The organism is Pseudomonas sp. Irchel s3f10, from assembly GCF_900187515.1.
In the GTDB taxonomy this organism is placed as follows: Bacteria; Pseudomonadota; Gammaproteobacteria; order Pseudomonadales; family Pseudomonadaceae; genus Aquipseudomonas; species Aquipseudomonas tensinigenes.
Genome location: NZ_FYDZ01000001.1, coordinates 636,637 through 654,996, shown reverse-complemented (window position 1 = coordinate 654,996; position 18,360 = coordinate 636,637). Strand labels below are relative to the sequence as shown.

The following is an 18,360-nucleotide window of genomic DNA, read 5'->3' as shown; positions in this document are numbered from 1 at the left end:
CCCCTGAAATCACCCCGGAGGCCGGCCAAAGTCGTCGGCTATGGAGTTAGGAATGAACGCTCAAACCCAGATTGCTACCGTACCAATGGACACTAGCCCGACGGGCCTGATCCTCAATCGCGACAGCATGCAGTCGATGACTGAACTCGCGGCCATCATGGCAGGCGGCAAGACCACTCTGCCGAAGCATTTCCACGGCAACACTGCCGACTGCATGGCAGTGATCATGCAGTCCATGCAATGGGGTATGAACCCCTTTCAGGTGGCGCAGAAGACGTTCATCGTGAACGGTGGCCAACTGAGCTATGAAGCGCAGCTGGTCAATGCGGTCATCACCACGCGAGCGCCGACACTTGATCGAATCCATTACGAGTGGTTTGGCGACTGGGAAAAGATCATTGGCAACTTCCGTGAAATCGAAAGCAAAAAGCAAACGGATGATCACGGGCATCCGAAAAAGTACCGCGTTCCAAACTGGAACATCAACGACGAGAAAGGGCTTGGTGTCCGCGTCTGGGCAACTTTCGAAGGTGAAGACGCTCCCCGTGAACTGACCACCTTGATGACTCAGGCTCGAACCCGAAACTCCACGCTCTGGGCGGACGATCCGAAGCAGCAGATCGCCTATCTGGCGCTCAAAAAATGGGCTCGCCTGTATTGCCCCGACGTGATTCTAGGCGTGTACACCCGTGACGAGCTGGACGACGGCTACGCGCTTCCGGAAACGGATGTTACCCCACGATCTACCAACGAAAAGCCAGCAGATGTGGGAGCAGCGGCGGTTCCTCAGGGCGATACAACCGACGCAACTGCGGACCTGTTCGAGCAGCTAAAAAAGATCGCTCAAGAGCAAGGAATTGATGGCTACGAAAAAGCCTGGAAGGCGCTCAAGCCGCAGCAACGTGGCGCTATTGGCGTGACACGTCACGGTGAGCTGAAGTCGATTGCACAGACCATCGAGGCTGAGTTCACAACCCTCAACGAGAGCTCGAACGTCAATGCTGACAACGATCTGCAGGGCGGCGATCAATGAACGCCTCAGTAGACCTTCAGCGTACCGAGCAGTGGCATCAAGACCGCAGCGGTCGCCTAACGGCGAGCAGGTTCAAGGATGTGATTGCTTGGGGTGACCGCGACAAGCACGGAAAGCGCAAGCCGCTCGCGGCCCGCACCACTTACATGCGCGAGCTTGCCTTCGAGCGCTTGGCCAACCGATCGAAGCATTCGGTCAGCAGCAAGTCGATGGCCTGGGGTACCGAGGTTGAGCAGTCGAGTCACGACTTTTACGAAATTCTGACCGGCAACACCGTCATCAAGTCTGGCTTTGTGGTTCACCCAAAATACGACTGGCTGGGCTGCTCGCCGGACGGTTTGATTGGCGAAGACGGCGGCATTGAGTCCAAGTGTCCTTTCAATGAGGCCGTCCACGTCCGTACCTGGCTCGAAGGAATGCCCGACGAACATAAGCCGCAGGTTCAAGGCTGCATGTTCGTCACGGGCCGGGAATGGTGGGATTTCCTGTCGTTCGATCCGCGCCAAGATGAAGACTGCCGCCTGTACATCGAGACCATCAAGCGCGATGACGAGTACATCGCGATGCTTCATCAAGAGCTGGTCCAGTTCAATTTAGAGCTTGGCCGGATGGTTGACGAAGTAGCGGACAGAGCGCGGGCGCAAGCCCATCGATTAGGAGCCTGAACATGATCAGCAACCACCTCAACCTCGTCGAGCAACACCGACCGGACGCCGAGTCGATCTCTGAACGAATTGCGCAGTACCTGGCCGCCGGCGGGCAGATCGATCAACTGAAAAGCCCGCCGCGCAATCCGCTTCCACCGCCCCGCTCAAAGAAAATAGACCCTGAAACGGTCCTCAAGCGGCGCCCGAAGCCGATATCGGCCGCCGAACGCAAGGCTCTGCGCAAAATGGCGGACTCGCTATGAAGTCGAAACGCAAACCCAACAACGGATTCGCCCGGGCAGAACGCAGCTGCCGGGCGCTGCTGCGCACCAACCACGTCGCGGTGGTGAACATCGACCCCAGCGGCAGCCAGATCATGGCGAACTGGAAGAGCTGCAAGCAGATCCGCAGTCTGGCGATCGCCAACGCGATCTTCGACTTTTCTTACCGCTGGACGATTTACATCGGCGCCATGTGTCGCGACGAGCGCGGCGCCGAGTACATCAAGTCGGTCGAAATCTCGCCCGAGGGCATCTACAAGGTCGAGCGCCTCACTGACGCGATCGAGCATTACTACCTGGAGCTGCGCAACAGCGCGAACCCGGCCCATCTGGTGGCATCGGGCTGGATCGCCATTCCGGATGAGATCTCGATGGACGAAGCCCAAGCCGCGAAGCTGTTCTACGCCGCCGGCGCCTGGCATCAGGTGAAGGTAGCTGCGTGAGACGTTCCAGACCCCAACAACGAAAACGACAGACCTGGCTGGACTTGCCGGCCAGCGGAATTGAAGAGGTAGGCCATGGCCAAGAGCAATGCGCAATTGCAGAAGGACAAGCGAGCCAAGGAGAAGGCGCTGCTCGATCGGATCGGCGCCGAGAAACGCACTCTGATTGTTTCGAAGGCGCTTGATCATGCTCTGCTGATACTCGGCGAGCGCCACGGCTTCGAGGAATGGCAGGAGACGGTGTCGACGTTCATCATCAATCTGGCCGCAGCCCCAGCGGCTGAGTCTGAACGCTTCGTGACCATGTCGCGACCGAAAATTGTGATCAGCGATAAATGGTCTCGGCAGCTTGAAGCGTTCGCAGCGACCGGAGCAGAAAAACAGCAATGAACCACTTCCGACTTAGTCTGCTAATTGCCGATATCACTTTCCACGAATAACGGATCGATAGATTTTAGGCCTTCTGACACATCATTCCTAATCTGCTCGATTGTTTGGTAAGTAGTCAACGAAACCTTTATGGAAAGCTTTATCAACATGCTGATCTGATATTCACTATCAGCTATCGCTTTATCCATATTTTGGAGCGCGGCAGCTTTCGTTCCGTGAAACTCGGTTGTATGCAAAAAAATTCGCTCAGCTTCTCCATTATATCGATCCTGCATTTGCTCAAGCATGGCGGTTTGTTGATGAAGAAGTTGCAACTGATGAGTTTTATAGTCGGATAGCTTCGTTTCGCTTAACTGCTCAGATTGCAGAGACGAAAGCGCCTCAAACTCAGTTGACTGCGTGACAAGCAACTCTTTCTGTAGCTGGATCGTGCGCAACAGTGCGAAGAGCGTAACCAGTGATATAACAGGACCAAACACACCACCAAAAAAAGAGCCAAATGCAGACCAGCTTTCTGCCCTCCTTGATACATCGCCATCAAAAATAGTTGAGTAAAAATAGAGAAGCGAAAACAGCAATAGAAAAATAACTGCAAGCCCTACGTTAATTAAAAACCCAAACTGACTTTTGTTGTTTTTTTTGATATCCATCATTCATTGCTCCCTTGCAGATCACCCGTAATACCCCAACCCAAACCAAATTGCCACCATCGGTCACGTAGGGCGGCGCCTGACTGTAGAAATTTACGAGTTTGCTTTTTCTGTACGGAAAACTTTCCCGTATGCATAAAAGCCAACAGTCAATTCAACAATCGCCATGACGCCATAGATTACGCCGAACATGAAGGATGAAATGAGAAATGAAAGCCCAACAAGGAAAAGTAAAACCTCGGAAATAATCTCTGTTTTCTTTTTCCAAGATGGCCCTCGAGCCTCAACGAAACCACCTACAAAACCGATCAATATTCCGACAATAATTTTCGCAAACATCACCACTCCTTGACCGGCTCCATGCCGGGCCGAACACAAATACCCCACTTCTACGAATCACGCCAGCCGGCGAGGACTGTTCAGTCGATCTCGTCAGTTGTCGCCATTACAGACGTCGTGCGCTTTCGAATGTGAATACTCCACATCCCATCGTCCTTACCAGTTGAGAGTTTGATTCTGGAGTCGTGACTGCAGACGAATCGCACCCGGTCCTCTGTGAGGTTGTTATGGCTTGCAATAGCCCGTGTCGACCGGAATGGCTCATTTTCCCTGTCACTGTTGGCTTGTAGCCATTCATAAATGCTCTGCGCATCCCGGTGAGTTTTCCAAGCAGCGCTTATCCCTTGCACCGCCAGCACTACCAGAGCTGCTACCGCGCCGCCCGCCGCGCCTCCAACGGAAGTGGAGATGATGTCGTTAAGCAGTTCCTGATCCATTTGAAACCCTCACTAATTAATCCGCTGAATATACCGGCGAGGATCCCCTATGTCCGCACAACAGAAGAAACACCCCTTCGATTTCAAAACTCAATACGGACTCGGCTTCAGCACTCAGGACGATGAGATCGTTGTCGACTTCTTCTGCGGTGGCGGCGGCGCAGGTACCGGGCTGGAGATGGGATTGGGCCGCGCGGTGAACGTGGCGAAAAACCACAGTCCGCAAGCGATCAGCATGCACACCGTGAATCACCCGGGCGCCGTGCACTACACCACCGACGTGTTCGATGGTGACCCCGACACCGAGTGCGGCGGCAAGGCCGTTGGCTGGTTCCACATGTCACCGGACTGCACGCACCACAGCCAAGCCGCCGGCGGACAGCCGCGCAAGCGCGAGATCCGCAATCTGTCGTGGATCGGCCTGAAGTGGGCCGGCAAGAAGAAGCCTCGCGTCATCAGTCTGGAAAACGTGAAACAGATCCTCCAGTGGGGGCCGCTGATCGCCAAGCGCTGCAAGTCGACCGGCCGTGTCATAAAGTTGGGCGGCGCCATTGCTGAGTCTGGCGAAGTCGTACCGGTTCACCAGCAGTTCTTGGTGCCAGACCCGAAGCGTCGCGGGCAGACCTGGGCCGTGTTCGTCGCCGAGCTGCAGCGTCTGGGCTACGCCGTTGAATGGCGGGTCATCAAGGCGTGCGACTTCGGTGCACCGACCAGCCGCGAGCGCCTGTTTATGATCGCCCGTTGCGATGGCCAGCCGATTGTCTGGCCCGAGCCAACCCACGCAAAGAACCCGGCCAAGGGCCAAAAGAAGTGGCGCACCGCCGCCGAGTGCATCGACTGGACCATCCCGAGCAAAAGCATTTTCGACCGGGCAAAGCCGCTGGCACCGGCCACCCTTCGCCGAATCGCCAAGGGCATTAAGAAATTCGTCATCGATGCCGCTGACCCGTTCATTGTGCCGATTGCAAACTGGTCGGGCGAAAGCGTCCAGTCCGCGCATGACCCGCTGCGCACCGTGACGTCATGGCCGCGCGGCGGATCGTTCGCCATGGCCAGCCCGATCATCGCGCCGGCAACGCATCAGGGCAGCGACCGCATCAATGACCCGCACGCCCCGCTGCCGACGGTCACTTGTGCCAGCCGCGGTGAACTGACGTTGATCAGCCCGGTGTTAGTCGGTGCCGGAGGTCCTCAGTATTCGGGCAAACCGGCAGCGATCGATCAGCCGGCCGGCACCCTGATGACCCAGAATCATCGAGCCATAGCCGCTGCGGCACTTGTTCAGCTCGGAAATGGTGACAAGCCGGGCTCTGCGCCGCGCAGCGCCGATCTTGCCCAACCATTGGGAACCATCATGGCTTCCGGAGGGAAGTACGGCATTGCGACAGCCTTTATGGCGCAGATGAATGGCGGCTTCAATACCACCGACGCCAAGAGCATCGAGGATCCGATGACGACGGTGACCAACACCGGCAGCCAGCAGCAACTGGTGACCGCGAACCTGGTGCACTTGCGCGGCAACTGTGATGCGCGGGACACCGCCGACCCGCTACACACCATCAGCGCCGGCGGCACTCATCACGGGCTGGTCACTGCTTTCATGGAACGCCAGTTCGGCGCCAGCGTTGGCCAGGGTGTGGACGAACCAGCACCGACCATCACTGCCGGCGGTGGCGGCAAGAGCTCTCTGGTCGAGCTGCAGCTCTCGCCGGAAGTTGAAGCCGGTGCACTGCGTGTAGCGGCATTCCTGATCAGCTACTACGGCACCGAGAACATGAGCGCCGCCGACGCGCCAGCGCCAACCATCACCACCAAGGATCGGCTGGGCCTGGTCACCGTCACCATCAAGGGCACGCCGTACGTGATCGTCGACATCTGCCTGCGGATGCTGCAACCGGCCGAGCTGTACAAGGCTCAGGGCTTCCCCGCCGACTACATCATCAGCCACGGCGCCGACGGCAAGCCCTTCACCAAGACCCAGCAGGTGCACATGTGCGGCAACAGCGTCAGCCCGCCGCCGATGGCTGCACTGGCGCGGGCCAATGATCCGTGGCGCGTTGTCGAGCAGCAAGCAGCTGCCGCATAAAACAGAGAGCCAGAACCGCAAAACCCCCTCCATTGCTGGAAGGGGTTTTGTGGAGAGGATGGGATTCGAACCCATGGAACGGTTACCCGTTCGCCGACTTATAAGGACGGTGCAATCGGCCACTCTGCCACCTCTGGAAAGCTTCTGCTTTCCGCAGATGGCTGAGCGGTAGCGAATTTACCCCACACCCAAAAAAATATCAATACGCCACCATAGGTGAGTACGCCCATGCCCACAGAAAACAAACCGGCCGAGCCGCTGAAGGTTGAGCGCTCCACTGTCACGAAGCTGGTGATCACCGGCGCGCCGCGCCTCGACGAGATTACCGTGTTCCTCGAAGACTTCGGCCGCCGCGACTGCCCTACTGAATCCGACCCAAGCTATCAGACCGCCCAGGGCAAGATCACGATCAACTGCTGGGACAACAGCTGGAACGCCTACTGGGGTGGAATGGGCCCACGGACGGTTGCGGAGTTCGTGGCCGATTGTGACTGGAACTACATCCTGAACTGCCTTGATCGCGGTATCAGCAGCACGCGGTTCAGCGGGAAAGCGCTCCATGCCTTCGCGAAAAAGTGCATCGTCCAGCGCCGCCGACAACAGACCGGCCGGCACGACTGGGAGCTGGATGAGCTGAGTAAGGGTGACGCCCGAGAACTCTGGCAGGACATAGAGGTTCTGCGAAGCGTCGAGTCACCGAACGAATGCTGGCATCACATCAAGTTGCTGACCGAGCTTTTCGGTGATGAGTGGCACTATCCCGTCGGCGACAAGGCCGTCGAGGAAAACCACGAATTCACGTACCTACAGCGCGTTGTCGAGGCAGTTCAGGAAGCGCTGCGGCAGGAACAACCGCAGCGAGAGGCAGCATGATCACCGTCTTCTGGCGCCTAGCCGCCAAACTCGTGGACAGCCTTGGAATCGCCGACTGGCTCATCAACCGCGCCAATCCGACAGCGAAGCTTTCGCCCACATCTACCACACGATGAGTCCGACAACTGTAGTTGCATGGGAATCGCGTTTAGGCATCTATATCGTCGATGAAACCCTTATCTTCAATCACGACATAGGTATCACGACCATTTGAAGCACGCTTAGACATACCAAAAGATTGCGAGCTCGTCTGTCCGTTGATTTTTTCATAAGTCAGTTGGAGCTTCCAAACCTGATTATAAGGTAACGGCCCCGTAGCTCTAAATCGTTGGGGAGAATCTTTTGCTAGTGAAACGACCTGAATACCTGCCAACGCAAGATTTTTGCCAATGAAGTCAGCGACTACATTTCGACAATAAGCTCCATGGTTCACTACTTCAAAAAGATCGAAGTATTCACCGCCCTGATCATCGATCCCGACATATCGAACTAGCAAAAGCGGTTCCAGCGAACGTTCATGATTTTCGAGCGCTTTTTTCTGAGCTTCGACCATGGCCGTTTGCTGCTCCACCGAAGCCTTCAACTCATCGGCCTGCATTTTCAAAGATTCAGAACTTATTCTTAACTCACGCCCTTGCTGGATGTACCCCAGAACCAACCATAAAAAAGCAAGGGGTCCAAAGACTCCTGCGGCCAAGTCGCCTATCTCGTTCAGTTTCAGGAGAATTAGTTCGTCGAACTTCGCCCCTATGACCAGTATGGAACCACCGAAATAGAAAGCTGTGGCATGTGCTGCCCACCATTCCAATTTTTTGCTGCCCCACCACTGAGCTTGCTTTGTCCAATAATCAAAAAAACGCTTCAAATGTCCACGTCCGTAATAAAAAAACCACTCTAGCAAATTTATTGACGACTAAACATCTACCTCAAAGTCAGCCGCTATAGCGGCAAGGACGACCCATGTCTCAAATAAAGGAACGGCCGATCCTGTTCTCGGCGCCGATGGTGTGCGCCATCCTGGAAGGCCGAAAGACGGTCACGCGGCGGCAGGCGAAGGCTCAGCCGCGTTCACGGGCCGACATTGGCAGCTACGGCAAAGGCCAGCCTTTCATCCGCAACCCAGACGTCACGAAACGCAATCCGGAATGCCCCTTCGGTAAGTCCGGCGAACGGCTTTGGGTTCGCGAGACCTGGTACTGCGATCACAGCGAGGTTATGACCGGCCCCTACCTCAAACCGGAAAACTTGGATATCAGCGAGGCGCGCGACGACGGCACGCTGGTCTACGCCGCCGACGGGCTGACCCCATATGAAACCGATCAGCCTGTCTGGAAGCCGAGCATCCACATGCCGCGCTGGGCCTGCCGCATCCTGCTGGAGATCACCGACGTGCGCGTCGAGCGGTTGCAGGACATCAGCGAAGAGCAGGCCATGGCCGAGGGCGTAGGCATCGAGGCAATTGAGTCCTTCCGCGCCACCGGCGTAGATCGCCCAGCCGGCTTCGCTTTCCGCGATCTTTGGACCTCAACCGGCGGCGACTGGGAGGCCAACCCGTGGGTCTGGGTCGTCGAGTTCAAGCAGGTGACGCCATGATCCTCGCCCCGCTCTACATGGCCTACCTCATCTACAAGGGGCCGTGGCGATAACAAATTGCCCAGTCAAATAGTCGGGAAACCGACAGTGGAATGCAATGAACATTGAGGCTCACAAAACGAGGAAGACCTCATGAGACATTTTGCAGAAGCTGTTATTGCTATAGCACCAGTATCAAGTCGCAAGTCGAGAAATCGTTTCTTCCGCGACTTTGACAGGTGGAGCAATCGCATATTCAGGAAGGGCCTTATCAATATCTACCAACGTCAAGAACTACGACTGCAAATCGCGGGAGCCTACCTCGCAACGCTAATGTAACCCCTCCCCAACTCGACAGCCTGGCCGTGTACGGCCAGGCTGCGGGGGAATCACTCCCTCAAAACCAATTCAGCACGCGCAGTAACCTCGCAAATGCTTGTTCGTTAGCGAAAAACGCCAGCAACACCAAGCCTCCTCCCATGACGGTGACAAGAACACCACCCACAGCGTCGATGGCGATCAGAAATATTCCCAGAGCCATGAATGCGGTACCGAGCGCACCTAGCAACGTCCGGCTTTGCTTCTGCTCGGGATACTTGTTGAACATCCGCTTACTCCCACATCAGTTGCGCACCGATCAACTGTAGCCCAAGCGCAACCACCCAATATCAACCACCTTCTGCCGCCACGCGCGGCATGGAGCAATACCTCATGGAAACCGAAATCCTCTCCGACGAGGAACTGGCCGAACTCACTGGCTACAAGGCCCGTGCCTACCAGCGCCGCTGGCTGATTGATCGCCAGTGGGTGTTCGTCGAAAGCCGCGGCAAGCGCCCGCTGGTTGGTCGGATGTATGCCCGCATGAAGCTGGGCATGATCCCCCCCACGATTGCCGATCCGAACCCGCCGCCGGCTGCACCGGTATGGACACCTGACTACTCGCGAGTGAATTGATATGCGCCCCCGCAAGGCCGACACACGCAACTTGCCGCCTCGGATGTACCAGTGGACGCGAACACGAAAAAGCGGAAAGGTTTGGATCGCATATTACTATCTAGATATGACAGGCAAGGCGATCCCGCTGGGCAAGGATCTGGACTTGGCCAGGGTCAAGTGGGCGGAGCTGGAGGCGAAGGAAAAGCCGCTTGATCTGCGCACCATGAAAGGCATCTTCGACCGATATATCCGCGACATCGTATCGAAGAAAGCGGCGCGGACGCAGAAGGACAATTTGGCGGAGATCAAGCAGCTTCGGCCGATGTTCGACAGCGCTCCTATCGACTCAATCACCCCAGCAACTATCGCTGGGTACCGCGACGCGCGGACAGCGAAGGTCCGGGCGAATCGCGAGATTGCCACCCTCTCCCACGTTTTCAACATTGCTCGAGAATGGGGGCTGACGACCAAAGAAAATCCCTGCCAAGGCGTACGAAAAAACAAGGAAACACCGAGGGACTATTACGCAAATGATGGGGTTTGGGATGCTGTTTACGTGAAGGCAGCTCAGGAGCTGAAAGACGCGATGGATTTGGCCTATCTGACCGGGCAAAGACCGGCCGATGTCCTGGTCATGAGGAGGGGCGATATCGAGGGAAATTACTTGGGTGTGCAGCAGAACAAGACACACAAAAAGCTGCGTATCCAGATGACTGACGGTGATGAGCCAAACAGCCTGGGCCTGTTGATCGGGAAAATGGCCGAGCGCAATGCTCAGCACATTTGCAGCTATTTGATCGTGAGCGCACGCGGCAAGCGGATGACCGCGAAGATGCTTCGCGATCGATGGGACGACGCCAGAGAAAGGGCTAAGAAAGAAGCTGAAGAAAAAGGCGATGTTCAGCTGGCGGAGAAAATCGGAGGCTTCCAGTTCAGAGACATCAGGCCGAAAGCGGCGTCGGAAATCCTCGACGTCGGCGATGCAAGCCTACTCTTGGGGCACACCAAAGGAGACATTACCGAGCGCGTCTATCGACGAATTGGCGCCATTGCCAAGCCATCAAAATAGCCCCAAAAACCGTTACAAAACTCAAAATCCGCCCCTTGTAGAATGCGGGCTGTAGAGGTGTCAAAAAATAAACGTATCGTAACGAAAAGCGGCTACAGGCCACGGTTTCATTGGCTTTGCATATCGGTCTTGAAAACCGTCGACTGTAACAGGTCCATGAGTTCGAATCCCATCGCCTCCGCCATATTTGGTACCGACAAAGCCCTGATTATTCAGGGCTTTGTCGTTTCTGGCGTTCTGAAAAATTTCCGCCTAGCCGAATGCGTTCCATAACTTTTGTGGACGCGTTCCATAACTCGACCGAGTTTTCCCCTCTCCGGCGTCCTGCCAATCGTTAAAACACTCTTCATGTACACGGTGCTACGCTGATTCCTTGGCTGCCAAGGAAACCAAAAAATGCCCAACTCCGACCTGCTCCCTTCCCTTCTCTTCAAAATCAACGAAAACCAAAGCCGCCATCATGGAGTTGTCGAACTGGGTAGAACAACGCGGATCGGCAGACGTCGCCGAGAATGTGCGCGGCGCGCTCTGGGCGATCGACAAGAACGAAGAGTTCATCAAGATGACGCTTGCAGTGCTGATGACGCCCGACTGACGAATAGACAGCCAGAAATATCGTTCGGAGATATCTAGGAACCCGACTAGGAGGCGTGAGGGTCAAATGGACTTCATTTTCGATTTGATAGCTCATCGTGTTGGCGTCTACGTACTGAGCCTCTTGAGTGGCGGCCGCTTCAAGGGAGAAAGTGGTTTTGCCTGGGGCTGGGCAGTTGTCGTCGGCGCGCTGATTCTGATCTCTCCATTCGCAGCATTCATAGCCTTGCTCATCTACACCAGTGGCCCGTGAAGTGATGTCTCGCATGGGTCAATAACCGCACCTCGCGACAGGTGCCAATCGGCCAAAAAAGCTGACGTTACCTACAGGCAGCAATCGACCCACAGCTGCCATTTAGATCTGTTGTTATCTTTGTTAGAGCGGGCTTACCCGCGCGTAGGCTGCTTGAGCAACGCACATACTCTTCGAGCGATCTCATCTGCGCCATCGGGAATGACCACTGAAATGCCTAAATAGTGCTCAAGGTGCAGGGTAAGCGTGTGTTCATCCACCACCAGATCCCAATAGCGCTGGTCCGGGCTATCGAGCCTCTCTTTCCAGCAACCGCCCAGCCCTTTCTCAAGAACCCGGGCCGCGTCCTCGAAAAGCTTCCAGTCGGCTTCTTCTGATACTTCAATTCTCACTATGTGTCACCTCACTACCAATAGTCCTCCGATTTTGGTGGCTCCTGCGAATGGCCGCAATGGGTCGACACCTAGCGGTGAAGGATGACCGCTATTGTCCGGTAGCGGTCGCTTGCAAACATCCGCTTCTGGCTGAAAGTAGCCGCACCGCTGCAGTTCGTCGCCTCACCCTCGCCCACCTACCCCGCCTCGATTACTTTATATGCAAACAGTATTCAGCAAGACATACCCGTGGATCCCCTCTATATAGAAGACACCGACGATTGGCTCGGTAACCCGACTTCGCTCGAAACCTGCCGTCACCAGCTCAGGATGTACGAAAACGAATTCGAAACTCTCACCCTCAAGCTCGAGCGAGCACTTGAAAATATTGAGGGATTGGTTCGAGACAATGACGCGCTCACCCAGGAGAGAAATTCTCTCAGGGCAAAGCTTCAGTACGCCGAAGGGGACTTGCTGAGCGAAATGCGAAGATTTGCGGACGTGCAGCACCAGGGAGAGCATCTCTTCCGAGAGAATCAACGCCTGCTCAGGGAGCTTCGCGATATCGAGGAGGAAGAGTGATCCAGGCTCGGACTCAGGGAACATCCTTGAAGAAGACGTGGTGCCCGAGCTTCAGCGTCTGCTTGGCCTTTGCCGCCCAGGCCGGCGCCTTGATGCTGGTGGCGTAATAGTGGGTGGCGCCGCCAGTTGGGTCTGGCACCTTGCCGTCGATCACCTGGTCAGCCGCGATACGACATTGCGCCAGTTCACGGAACGGGATCTGCTTCACGCCGATAAGGAACCGATAGTTCGGGTCAGTCTTGTTCCAGCAGCTGAACTGGTAAGGCTTCTGGCACACGCCGGCGTAGCCCTCGCCCCACCAAGACTTTTCCTTTCCATCAAACACACGGTTGCGGATCGTCCAGGCCACGGCCACTTGGCCGGCTATCCCTTCACCGCGAGCCTCACCCCAGATAGTGCGAGCGAGGATGTCGCGGTCTTTTTCGGTTACAGACATCATTTTTCTCCGGACAAAAAAATACCCGCTCAAAGGCGGGTAATGAATACGGCTTGTGGCCATTGTTTTTATGGCTGAGGCGCAAACCTAGCGATACAATTCGCCGATTAAAATACGGCTTGGATGCGAAAATGCTTGGGATCTACCGATTTGGACTAGCCGCGCTAGTGGTTGTCGCGCACCTGACTGAAGGTCGCCTATTCTTCGAACATTGGGGTATTTTTGCGGTATTCGGATTCTATTTGATCTCCGGGTACCTAATGACCATTGTCCTAAATGAAGCGTACTCTTTCAACTTGCCATCATTTGCGAAAAACCGGTTCCTCAGACTTTTTCCCATATATTACGTTGCAGCAATAATAACAATTATTGCAATGGTCGTGATTCCTGGAGCTCAGGAGTATCACAACGCGTGGACATTCACCGGCAGAGCCATAGACGTGGTAGGTAACCTGTTCATTTTTCCATTCGAGTTTTATGACGCTTCCTTCAGGCTGATTCCGCCTGCTTGGTCAGTAGGCGTAGAACTAATAAACTACTTCGTGCTGTGGCTATTTGTTGCCAGAAGCAAAAAACTGGCAGTCATCACAGTCTTCGCGACGCTGATCTATCATGCTGCTACGTTTGCTATGGATATGGATTGGACCAAACGTTACTTCCCGTTCTATGCTGCGCTTTTGCCGTTCTCAATGGGAGCATGCATTTACTTCTTCAGAGACTTAGCGAAAAAAATTACTCCAGCCATGCTCCACGCAATTGCCGGTGCATCTGTTCTGACAGGGACAGCAAACCTTATTGCCTGCGGGTTATTCTCTGGTCTCGCCTTCAAGAGTTTCAACCTATTCTTCTATGTAAACCTCATTTGCATGGCAAGCTTTATTTACTGCGTAGCAAACTCCAGCCTACAAAAAACTTTCAAGCGCTCAGGAAAGTTGCTCGGAGACCTTGCCTACCCCATGTTCTTACTGCACCGAGTAGTCGGCTTCATCATGAGCTATCTGGTGTTGGATGGGCAGCGTCGAGGCCTTAGCCTCGTTGCTGTATCCATCATTCCAATACTACTTCTTTCCTATGGCTTGGCTTGGTCAGCAAACAAATGGCTAGAGCCAGTGAGGAATGTTATTAGACGCCAAGCAAAAACAGCCAATCCATCATCATCTGCTGAGGCGGTGTAGCTATTCTCTACGTGAAGCCAGCCTCAGGAAGCGGTGGCCACGGACACTTGGCCGGCCGTCCCTTCGCCGCGAGCCTCGCCCCAGATTGTGCGAGCGAGGATGTCGCGATCTTTTTCGGTTACAGGCATCACTTTTCTCCAGGCAAAAAAATACCCGCTCAGCGGCGGGTACCTATTGGGTATGTATTCAAGTCCATTGCGGATAACGCGCGTTTTGAGTGGAATATCAGGACATTCGCCGATACAATCCCGCGCTTATTTTTTACTTCTTTAACGCTGTTTATTTTGCGGGGCCCGAAATGAAAAAAAATAACGAATTAGAAGTATTAAGGGCGATAGGGATAATTTTTGTAATCATCGCCCATTTACCTTTTCTGCTTCCAGCAATGCCAAACTCATTAAAAGTTTTGAATACCTATGTGAGCTTCTGGCCAGGCGTTGATATATTTTTCGCCGTTTCCGGATTCGTGATAACAAAAAGCATCAGAGATCAGCTATCAACATCCAACACCAATGAATACTGGTCAGGAATTAAAGCCTTTTGGGTAAGAAGATTTTTCAGACTAATACCAGCTTCATGGTTCTGGCTTTTCACCAGTATATTTCTTGCCGCCACACTTTACCAATTTGGTTATTTCAAAACAGTTTCCGCAAACACTAAAGAGACCATCGCACAAATATTCTACGTGCAAAATTGGTTCGCCTATTATTGCTCTCATGGGTTTTCAGAATGCGGAATAAATGGAAAATATTGGTCTCTATCTCTTGAAGAGCAATTCTACATTGCGCTACCGATTGTTTTTTTCTTTATAAAACGCCACCGCATCGCCTTCTGCTTAGCTGCCATCGCCCTACAATTTCCGCTACAGCGTGAAATTGGCTCAGCTCTTTGGTACGTCAGGACTGACGCGATTCTCTGGGGGGTCATCGTTGCATTGGCTTACGACGCCCCAATTATGAAAACGCTCACACCAACTTTCATGAAATTTGCTCCCGCTAGAATAATCATCGCCTCCGCGCTGGTCGCATTAATACCGGCGATGGGGCTTGGTACAATTGCCTCATTCCACACCGGCCTCATCGCAGTAGTCTGCGGAGTAATCGTCTGGCTAGCGTCCTACGACCAAGGATTTTTTTCCTCGTCTATTAAGAATAATCCAGTTGTTCTTTGGATTGCCTCACGCTCTTATTCCCTTTACCTCATTCATGGAATAGGTTTTAGGCTCGTTTCGCACTCGCTACAGTCGATCTACGACCGAGAGCTTAATGGTGGGGATATCATTATGGTTGCCGTTCTATCATCGATCCTTTGCGCGCTCCTAGCGGATCTATCCTACAGACTGCTTGAAAAACGATTTATTGCTCGCGGCCGGACAGCATCCGATAAAATTATCGGAGCGGCCGCATAACTTTATTAATCCACCGGAGTTAATGGCCAGTCTGGCTGTTCTGGCCATCCCAAGCGCTCCGGAGTTTTAAAAAGTGCACTGCGGTACTTCTTCCAAGCTTTCAGCTTAACCAAATTTTCCTCCGTTATCTCTTCGATATCAAAATCGTCCTGAAGTGGCTGAATGATACTTCCGGCAGTTTCCACGCGAGCAGAGAGCTCACTTCTGTTTTCTCGGTCCCTTTCGATCCTCGTCAGGTTATCAATCAACCATTGAGGAATCTGCTCAACAAATGTTTCACCGTCTAGCACTCCACGATCTTCTGTGTAAGGCGCCCAAGAAACTTCCGTGATCACAAATCCGTTCATATGCTTATCGCTCCGCGCTGTAACCGACAATGTCAAAGTTCGCGCTTCCACCAGACGAGGAAAGGAAAAACACAAAACTAAGGTTTACTAGAGGAATTCTTAAGCACTTGCCTGGTTGAGCTATCAACTCCTCTGATAGGTAGGTACTGAAACTCATAATCGGTAATCCAGATAATCGGACCGCCACTGCCAGCCGTAGCGTTATGACAGCTAACCAGTGCGCTCTTGGCTATTGGCGGAACAATCGTTATGAGATAGACGATATATGGGATTGTCGACGAATTGCCAGCAACGACGCGATACGGTGAGGCGTTCAAGGTATTACGGTATTCCATGAGATCACCGTTTTGTACCGTTTTCAGAAAGTTACCTCCGCTACCGGTTCGAACTGAAAAAAGGAATCGTCTACTTGGATCTCCGGACTTTTGCCGAGCCGTGCCCACGTTGTATGAGTCGGCAATCGTTGAGCTCAGTTCAAGAGCAGGAGTGCCGGCATTGCTGTAGAGGTCTGGCACGACGCGATGCAGGCTTACGGTGAAGCCGTCCTGAAACCGGTCTGAAGTTTTTTCAAATCAGCACTTTTGCAGAGAGGTTCATATGTTCATTCGCAACAAATCCGACGTTGAACAAACCCCGTACTTCGTCGAGTGGGGCGCGGGCACGAGCCATCGCTTGCTTACTGAACGCGATGCCATGGGTTTTACTTTGTGTCACACCGTGGTGCGTGCCGGTACTGAATCACTGTTGCACTATCGCAATCATCTGGAGGCATGCTACTGCATTGCCGGGGAAGGCGAAGTCGAAGACATGCAGGGGAATGTCTTCCCGATTCGCCCCGGCGACGTTTATGTGCTTGACCAGCACGACCGTCATTACCTGCGCGGGGGCAAGGAGCAAGACCTGATCCTCGTCAGCGTATTCAACCCGCCCCTGCGCGGGGACGAGCGGCATAATCTCAACGACAGCCAGGGATCGGCGTACTGAAGCACGGCTGGCCACGCGGCCAGACCGTCAACAACAAGGAGTTCATTTTGCGCAAGGATTACCTGGCATTTTTCACCTCGCTGTTCCTCTCGCGACTGGCGGATCAGATTCTGTTGTTCATCGTGCCGTTGGTGGTGTTCCAGACCACCAACAGCGCCTCTTGGGCAGGTCTGGCGTTTTTCGTCGAATCGCTGCCGCGCTTTCTCGCGTTTCCGCTGTGCGGAGCCTTGTGTGACAAGTTTTCGCCCATAAGGATTCTGCACATCAGCCAGGTTTACCGAGCACTGCTCTGCCTGATCGCGGTGGCAATGTTTGCCCTCTTCGGCGGTATCGCCTGGGTCGTCGTGCTGTCAGCGCTATGTGGCGTGCTGACCACCCAGGGCATCATGGCCCGCGAGGTGCTGATGCCACACATTTTCCAACACTACAGCTACACCAAGACCTTGTCCTATTCGCAGATCGCCGATCAGACCGGGCTGGTGCTCGGGCCTCTGGTGGCTGCACTGCTGTTGGAAATCTGGGCGTGGCATTGGGTGGTACTGTGGGTCGCCGGGCTGTTCCTGCTGGCGGACCTGAGCATGCTGGTATGGCAACGCCTCAGCCGTATCACCCTGGAAGTGTTCGAGCAGCATCAGGACATCTGGCTGCAACCGCTGCGTATCGCTTTCGGGCATATACGTGAACTGGCGGAGCTGAAAAAAATCATTCTGCTGGCGGTCGGGGTCAACCTGATCGTCGGCGTCACTCTGGCGACGTCAGCGGCGATGGTGATCGGCGAGTACAGCGCTGGCAAAGATGCGTATGCCGGACTGCAGGCTGCCGGCGCGGTCACCACCATCGTGATTCTGTTCTTCCTCGCCCGGGTTGAAATCCCGCAGCGGTTACTGGGTGGGCTGGCTTACTCGATGATCGCCGCTGGCGCCCTCATCAGTGCACTGAGTCCGAACCTGACTGGCTATGTGGTGGGTTTCCTGCTGATCGTCGGCTTCGACAAGATGTTCAACATCTACATGCGCAGCATCCGTCAGCGGGTGATTCCGGCCAAGGACTTCGGCAAGACCGTGGGCGTGATCACCTTGCTCAATAATCTCTCGCAACCTTTGGCGGGGTTGCTGGTGGCGCTGTTGGCCTCAAGCCTGGGTACGCAAGGAGTGATCCTGATTCTGGCCGTGCTGACTATGCTGTTGGGCGTCGCAGCGGTATGGTGGTTTGCCGTCAGCAGAGGAACCCTGAATGCCGAAGAAACCACCGCCCCCTAAAGAGCACGCAAACGCCGCAGACATCGAGCGCTCGATCCAGGCCCTGAACAAAATGGCCGAGCGCTTGTGGGGCGAAGGCCGGGAAGCCGAGGCCAAAGCGCTGCTCGATGCCCTCGATGCGTTGAACCGGGCGCTCGATCGAATCAGGATTGGAGAAAGTCGTCGAGCGGCGACGCTCCATTGAGGCGTGGG

At 54.5% G+C, this 18,360-nt stretch carries 25 protein-coding genes, 1 tRNA gene and 2 pseudogenes; 18 read left to right on the top strand and 10 right to left on the bottom strand.

Annotation, left to right across the window (positions count from 1 at the left end; translation table 11 throughout):
* Positions 1 to 52: 52 nt before the first annotated feature.
* The 5 genes from CKW17_RS03025 (at position 53) to CKW17_RS03005 (ending at position 2,794) form a co-directional block, all read left to right on the top strand.
* Complete coding sequence (locus tag CKW17_RS03025) at positions 53 to 1,033, top strand: RecT family recombinase (protein WP_095118644.1); 981 nt, start codon at positions 53 to 55, stop codon at positions 1,031 to 1,033.
* Positions 1,030 to 1,698: a lambda exonuclease family protein gene (locus tag CKW17_RS03020; RefSeq protein WP_095118643.1), complete on the top strand. Its 669-nt coding sequence runs from the start codon at positions 1,030 to 1,032 to the stop codon at positions 1,696 to 1,698. Before CKW17_RS03025 ends, CKW17_RS03020 begins: the two co-directional genes overlap by 4 nt.
* Before the next feature lie 2 nt (positions 1,699 to 1,700).
* Positions 1,701 to 1,943: a hypothetical protein gene (locus CKW17_RS03015; protein ID WP_095118642.1), complete on the top strand. Its 243-nt coding sequence runs from the start codon at positions 1,701 to 1,703 to the stop codon at positions 1,941 to 1,943.
* Positions 1,940 to 2,404: a hypothetical protein gene (locus CKW17_RS03010; RefSeq protein WP_095118641.1), complete on the top strand. Its 465-nt coding sequence runs from the start codon at positions 1,940 to 1,942 to the stop codon at positions 2,402 to 2,404. The genes CKW17_RS03015 and CKW17_RS03010 overlap by 4 nt, the downstream gene beginning before the upstream one ends.
* A gap of 75 nt (positions 2,405 to 2,479) precedes the next feature.
* Positions 2,480 to 2,794: a hypothetical protein gene (locus CKW17_RS03005; protein ID WP_095118640.1), complete on the top strand. Its 315-nt coding sequence runs from the start codon at positions 2,480 to 2,482 to the stop codon at positions 2,792 to 2,794.
* A 20-nt stretch (positions 2,795 to 2,814) separates the two neighbouring features.
* Here the strand turns inward: CKW17_RS03005 and CKW17_RS03000 are convergent, their stop codons facing one another.
* The 3 genes from CKW17_RS03000 to CKW17_RS02990 all read right to left on the bottom strand — a co-directional run bounded on the left by CKW17_RS03000 (position 2,815) and on the right by CKW17_RS02990 (position 4,220).
* A complete protein-coding gene (locus CKW17_RS03000) occupies positions 2,815 to 3,447 on the bottom strand; it encodes a hypothetical protein (protein ID WP_095118639.1) in 633 nt (210 codons plus the stop codon).
* A 90-nt stretch (positions 3,448 to 3,537) separates the two neighbouring features.
* The gene (locus CKW17_RS02995; protein WP_095118638.1) at positions 3,538 to 3,783 is read right to left on the bottom strand and encodes a hypothetical protein; all 246 of its coding nucleotides are present in this window, start codon (positions 3,781 to 3,783) and stop codon (positions 3,538 to 3,540) included.
* Between the two features lie 80 nt (positions 3,784 to 3,863).
* Positions 3,864 to 4,220, bottom strand: a complete 357-nt coding sequence (locus CKW17_RS02990; protein ID WP_095118637.1) for a hypothetical protein — start codon at positions 4,218 to 4,220, stop codon at positions 3,864 to 3,866.
* Positions 4,221 to 4,269: 49 nt separating this feature from the next.
* On the opposite strand from CKW17_RS02990, the gene CKW17_RS02985 reads away from it, so the two are divergent.
* Entirely contained in the window at positions 4,270 to 6,306 is a 2,037-nt protein-coding gene (locus CKW17_RS02985) for a DNA cytosine methyltransferase (protein WP_095118636.1), read from the top strand.
* 50 nt (positions 6,307 to 6,356) lie between these two features.
* Here CKW17_RS02985 and CKW17_RS02980 read toward each other — a convergent pair.
* A tRNA-Ile gene (locus CKW17_RS02980) sits at positions 6,357 to 6,441 on the bottom strand.
* A 93-nt stretch (positions 6,442 to 6,534) separates the two neighbouring features.
* Between CKW17_RS02980 and CKW17_RS02975 the strand changes: the two genes are divergently transcribed.
* A complete protein-coding gene (locus tag CKW17_RS02975) occupies positions 6,535 to 7,179 on the top strand; it encodes a hypothetical protein (protein WP_095118635.1) in 645 nt (214 codons plus the stop codon).
* A 148-nt stretch (positions 7,180 to 7,327) separates the two neighbouring features.
* Here the strand turns inward: CKW17_RS02975 and CKW17_RS02970 are convergent, their stop codons facing one another.
* Positions 7,328 to 8,044, bottom strand: a complete 717-nt coding sequence (locus tag CKW17_RS02970) for a hypothetical protein (protein ID WP_095118634.1) — start codon at positions 8,042 to 8,044, stop codon at positions 7,328 to 7,330.
* Between the two features lie 95 nt (positions 8,045 to 8,139).
* Here CKW17_RS02970 and CKW17_RS02965 point away from each other — a divergent pair, with 95 nt between their 5' ends.
* Positions 8,140 to 8,772, top strand: coding sequence for a hypothetical protein (locus CKW17_RS02965; RefSeq protein WP_095118633.1), 633 nt, complete (start codon positions 8,140 to 8,142; stop codon positions 8,770 to 8,772).
* Between the two features lie 376 nt (positions 8,773 to 9,148).
* Here CKW17_RS02965 and CKW17_RS02960 read toward each other — a convergent pair whose 3' ends face one another.
* Complete coding sequence (locus CKW17_RS02960) at positions 9,149 to 9,358, bottom strand: hypothetical protein (RefSeq protein ID WP_095118632.1); 210 nt, start codon at positions 9,356 to 9,358, stop codon at positions 9,149 to 9,151.
* A 104-nt stretch (positions 9,359 to 9,462) separates the two neighbouring features.
* Here CKW17_RS02960 and CKW17_RS02955 point away from each other — a divergent pair, with 104 nt between their 5' ends.
* From CKW17_RS02955 to CKW17_RS02940, 4 genes and pseudogenes are all read left to right on the top strand, one after another.
* A complete protein-coding gene (locus CKW17_RS02955; protein WP_095118631.1) occupies positions 9,463 to 9,705 on the top strand; it encodes a DUF4224 domain-containing protein in 243 nt (80 codons plus the stop codon).
* 1 nt (position 9,706) lies between these two features.
* On the top strand, positions 9,707 to 10,756 hold the full coding sequence (locus CKW17_RS02950) for a tyrosine-type recombinase/integrase (RefSeq protein WP_095118630.1): 1,050 nt from the start codon (positions 9,707 to 9,709) through the stop codon (positions 10,754 to 10,756).
* A gap of 396 nt (positions 10,757 to 11,152) precedes the next feature.
* A pseudogene (locus CKW17_RS02945) lies at positions 11,153 to 11,351 on the top strand (hypothetical protein).
* Between the two features lie 66 nt (positions 11,352 to 11,417).
* A complete protein-coding gene (locus CKW17_RS02940) occupies positions 11,418 to 11,603 on the top strand; it encodes a hypothetical protein (protein ID WP_095118629.1) in 186 nt (61 codons plus the stop codon).
* 134 nt (positions 11,604 to 11,737) lie between these two features.
* Here the strand turns inward: CKW17_RS02940 and CKW17_RS02935 are convergent, their stop codons facing one another.
* Positions 11,738 to 11,995 carry a hypothetical protein gene (locus tag CKW17_RS02935; protein WP_225936800.1) on the bottom strand — a complete coding sequence of 86 codons (258 nt, stop codon included), beginning with the start codon at positions 11,993 to 11,995 and terminating at the stop codon, positions 11,738 to 11,740.
* Between the two features lie 231 nt (positions 11,996 to 12,226).
* On the opposite strand from CKW17_RS02935, the gene CKW17_RS02930 reads away from it, so the two are divergent.
* Complete coding sequence (locus tag CKW17_RS02930; protein WP_095118627.1) at positions 12,227 to 12,559, top strand: hypothetical protein; 333 nt, start codon at positions 12,227 to 12,229, stop codon at positions 12,557 to 12,559.
* A gap of 13 nt (positions 12,560 to 12,572) precedes the next feature.
* On the opposite strand, the gene CKW17_RS02925 is transcribed toward CKW17_RS02930, so the two are convergent.
* Positions 12,573 to 12,995, bottom strand: coding sequence for a cell wall hydrolase (locus tag CKW17_RS02925; protein WP_095118626.1), 423 nt, complete (start codon positions 12,993 to 12,995; stop codon positions 12,573 to 12,575).
* A 53-nt stretch (positions 12,996 to 13,048) separates the two neighbouring features.
* Between CKW17_RS02925 and CKW17_RS02920 the strand changes: the two genes are divergently transcribed.
* Positions 13,049 to 14,170, top strand: a complete 1,122-nt coding sequence (locus CKW17_RS02920; RefSeq protein ID WP_141234546.1) for an acyltransferase — start codon at positions 13,049 to 13,051, stop codon at positions 14,168 to 14,170.
* A 35-nt stretch (positions 14,171 to 14,205) separates the two neighbouring features.
* Here the strand turns inward: CKW17_RS02920 and CKW17_RS02915 are convergent.
* Positions 14,206 to 14,298 (bottom strand): annotated as a pseudogene (locus CKW17_RS02915) (cell wall hydrolase); the annotation flags it as partial.
* Positions 14,299 to 14,387: 89 nt separating this feature from the next.
* Here CKW17_RS02915 and CKW17_RS02910 point away from each other — a divergent pair.
* Positions 14,388 to 15,578 carry an acyltransferase gene (locus tag CKW17_RS02910; RefSeq protein WP_095118624.1) on the top strand — a complete coding sequence of 397 codons (1,191 nt, stop codon included), beginning with the start codon at positions 14,388 to 14,390 and terminating at the stop codon, positions 15,576 to 15,578.
* Positions 15,579 to 15,583: 5 nt separating this feature from the next.
* On the opposite strand, the gene CKW17_RS02905 is transcribed toward CKW17_RS02910, so the two are convergent.
* Complete coding sequence (locus CKW17_RS02905) at positions 15,584 to 15,925, bottom strand: tail fiber assembly protein (protein ID WP_095118623.1); 342 nt, start codon at positions 15,923 to 15,925, stop codon at positions 15,584 to 15,586.
* A 597-nt stretch (positions 15,926 to 16,522) separates the two neighbouring features.
* Between CKW17_RS02905 and CKW17_RS02900 the strand changes: the two genes are divergently transcribed.
* Genes CKW17_RS02900 through CKW17_RS02890 form a run of 3 tightly spaced genes read left to right on the top strand, consistent with a single transcriptional unit; the run spans position 16,523 to position 18,352 of the window.
* Complete coding sequence (locus tag CKW17_RS02900) at positions 16,523 to 16,909, top strand: ectoine synthase (RefSeq protein ID WP_034155877.1); 387 nt, start codon at positions 16,523 to 16,525, stop codon at positions 16,907 to 16,909.
* Positions 16,910 to 16,956: 47 nt separating this feature from the next.
* On the top strand, positions 16,957 to 18,168 hold the full coding sequence (locus tag CKW17_RS02895) for an MFS transporter (protein ID WP_095118622.1): 1,212 nt from the start codon (positions 16,957 to 16,959) through the stop codon (positions 18,166 to 18,168).
* Positions 18,143 to 18,352 (top strand): hypothetical protein, encoded by a 210-nt coding sequence (locus CKW17_RS02890; protein ID WP_095118621.1) that lies wholly within the window; start codon positions 18,143 to 18,145, stop codon positions 18,350 to 18,352. The genes CKW17_RS02895 and CKW17_RS02890 overlap by 26 nt, the downstream gene beginning before the upstream one ends.
* Positions 18,353 to 18,360: the final 8 nt, after the last annotated feature.

Coding starts and splice junctions, on each gene's coding strand:
- CKW17_RS02975 (WP_095118635.1), top strand. CDS start 6,535: ATGCCCACAGAAAACAAACCGGCCGAGCCGCTGAAGGTTGAGCGCTCC.
- CKW17_RS02965 (WP_095118633.1), top strand. CDS start 8,140: ATGTCTCAAATAAAGGAACGGCCGATCCTGTTCTCGGCGCCGATGGTG.
- CKW17_RS02925 (WP_095118626.1), bottom strand. CDS start 12,995: ATGTCTGTAACCGAAAAAGACCGCGACATCCTCGCTCGCACTATCTGG.
- CKW17_RS03025 (WP_095118644.1), top strand. CDS start 53: ATGAACGCTCAAACCCAGATTGCTACCGTACCAATGGACACTAGCCCG.
- CKW17_RS02890 (WP_095118621.1), top strand. CDS start 18,143: ATGCCGAAGAAACCACCGCCCCCTAAAGAGCACGCAAACGCCGCAGAC.
- CKW17_RS03005 (WP_095118640.1), top strand. CDS start 2,480: ATGGCCAAGAGCAATGCGCAATTGCAGAAGGACAAGCGAGCCAAGGAG.
- CKW17_RS03010 (WP_095118641.1), top strand. CDS start 1,940: ATGAAGTCGAAACGCAAACCCAACAACGGATTCGCCCGGGCAGAACGC.
- CKW17_RS02960 (WP_095118632.1), bottom strand. CDS start 9,358: ATGTTCAACAAGTATCCCGAGCAGAAGCAAAGCCGGACGTTGCTAGGT.
- CKW17_RS03020 (WP_095118643.1), top strand. CDS start 1,030: ATGAACGCCTCAGTAGACCTTCAGCGTACCGAGCAGTGGCATCAAGAC.
- CKW17_RS03015 (WP_095118642.1), top strand. CDS start 1,701: ATGATCAGCAACCACCTCAACCTCGTCGAGCAACACCGACCGGACGCC.
- CKW17_RS02950 (WP_095118630.1), top strand. CDS start 9,707: ATGCGCCCCCGCAAGGCCGACACACGCAACTTGCCGCCTCGGATGTAC.
- CKW17_RS03000 (WP_095118639.1), bottom strand. CDS start 3,447: ATGATGGATATCAAAAAAAACAACAAAAGTCAGTTTGGGTTTTTAATT.
- CKW17_RS02995 (WP_095118638.1), bottom strand. CDS start 3,783: ATGTTTGCGAAAATTATTGTCGGAATATTGATCGGTTTTGTAGGTGGT.
- CKW17_RS02900 (WP_034155877.1), top strand. CDS start 16,523: ATGTTCATTCGCAACAAATCCGACGTTGAACAAACCCCGTACTTCGTC.
- CKW17_RS02955 (WP_095118631.1), top strand. CDS start 9,463: ATGGAAACCGAAATCCTCTCCGACGAGGAACTGGCCGAACTCACTGGC.
- CKW17_RS02905 (WP_095118623.1), bottom strand. CDS start 15,925: ATGAACGGATTTGTGATCACGGAAGTTTCTTGGGCGCCTTACACAGAA.
- CKW17_RS02985 (WP_095118636.1), top strand. CDS start 4,270: ATGTCCGCACAACAGAAGAAACACCCCTTCGATTTCAAAACTCAATAC.
- CKW17_RS02940 (WP_095118629.1), top strand. CDS start 11,418: ATGGACTTCATTTTCGATTTGATAGCTCATCGTGTTGGCGTCTACGTA.
- CKW17_RS02990 (WP_095118637.1), bottom strand. CDS start 4,220: ATGGATCAGGAACTGCTTAACGACATCATCTCCACTTCCGTTGGAGGC.